1 pseudogene is annotated in these 519 nt (G+C 76.9%); it reads right to left on the minus strand.

From position 1 onward, the window contains the following. Positions 1-53: 53 nt before the first annotated feature. Positions 54-519 (minus strand): annotated as a pseudogene (locus GT354_RS31895) (SAM-dependent methyltransferase); the annotation flags it as partial.

Consider the following 519-nt stretch of genomic DNA (forward strand, 5'->3'; position numbering starts at 1 on the left):
GCGCGATCGCCGGGCGGGCCGGTCCCGGCCGGGCCCGGGGGGTCGGACGTCGGTCACGGGCGCCGGCCGGGCGACACGGTGGCGTTGGAGACGGTCGGTGCGCTCGGGTGCGCCGTGGTCTTCGTCAGGGTCGCGAAGGAGCGGTCGGTCGTGGTCCAGGCCTCGGTGACGGTGAAGCCGTGGGCGGGGGCGAGGGCGGTGAGTGATCGGGTGCCGATTCTGGCCCAGCGGAAGGGGCTGCCGTGGGCGCCTTGGTCGTCCTCGACCCGGGCCGCGAAGCGTTCGTGCACGTCGTGCGGGTCGGTCTCGACGATTGCTAGGCCGGTGGCGGTGAGCAGGGCGTGGGTGCGGTCGAGGAGGCGGCCCGGGTCGCCGCCGATGCCGATGTTGCCGTCGGCGAGCAGTGCCATCGCCCAGCGGCCCTCCCCCGGCAGCGGGGCGAACACCGAGCGGCACAGCGCGGTCGCGCCGGCCGCGAGGGCCCTGGCGACGGCGGCGGGCACGAGGTCGACGCCGAGC

This window comes from Streptomyces sp. SID3343, assembly GCF_009865215.1.
Classification (GTDB): domain Bacteria; phylum Actinomycetota; class Actinomycetes; order Streptomycetales; family Streptomycetaceae; genus Embleya.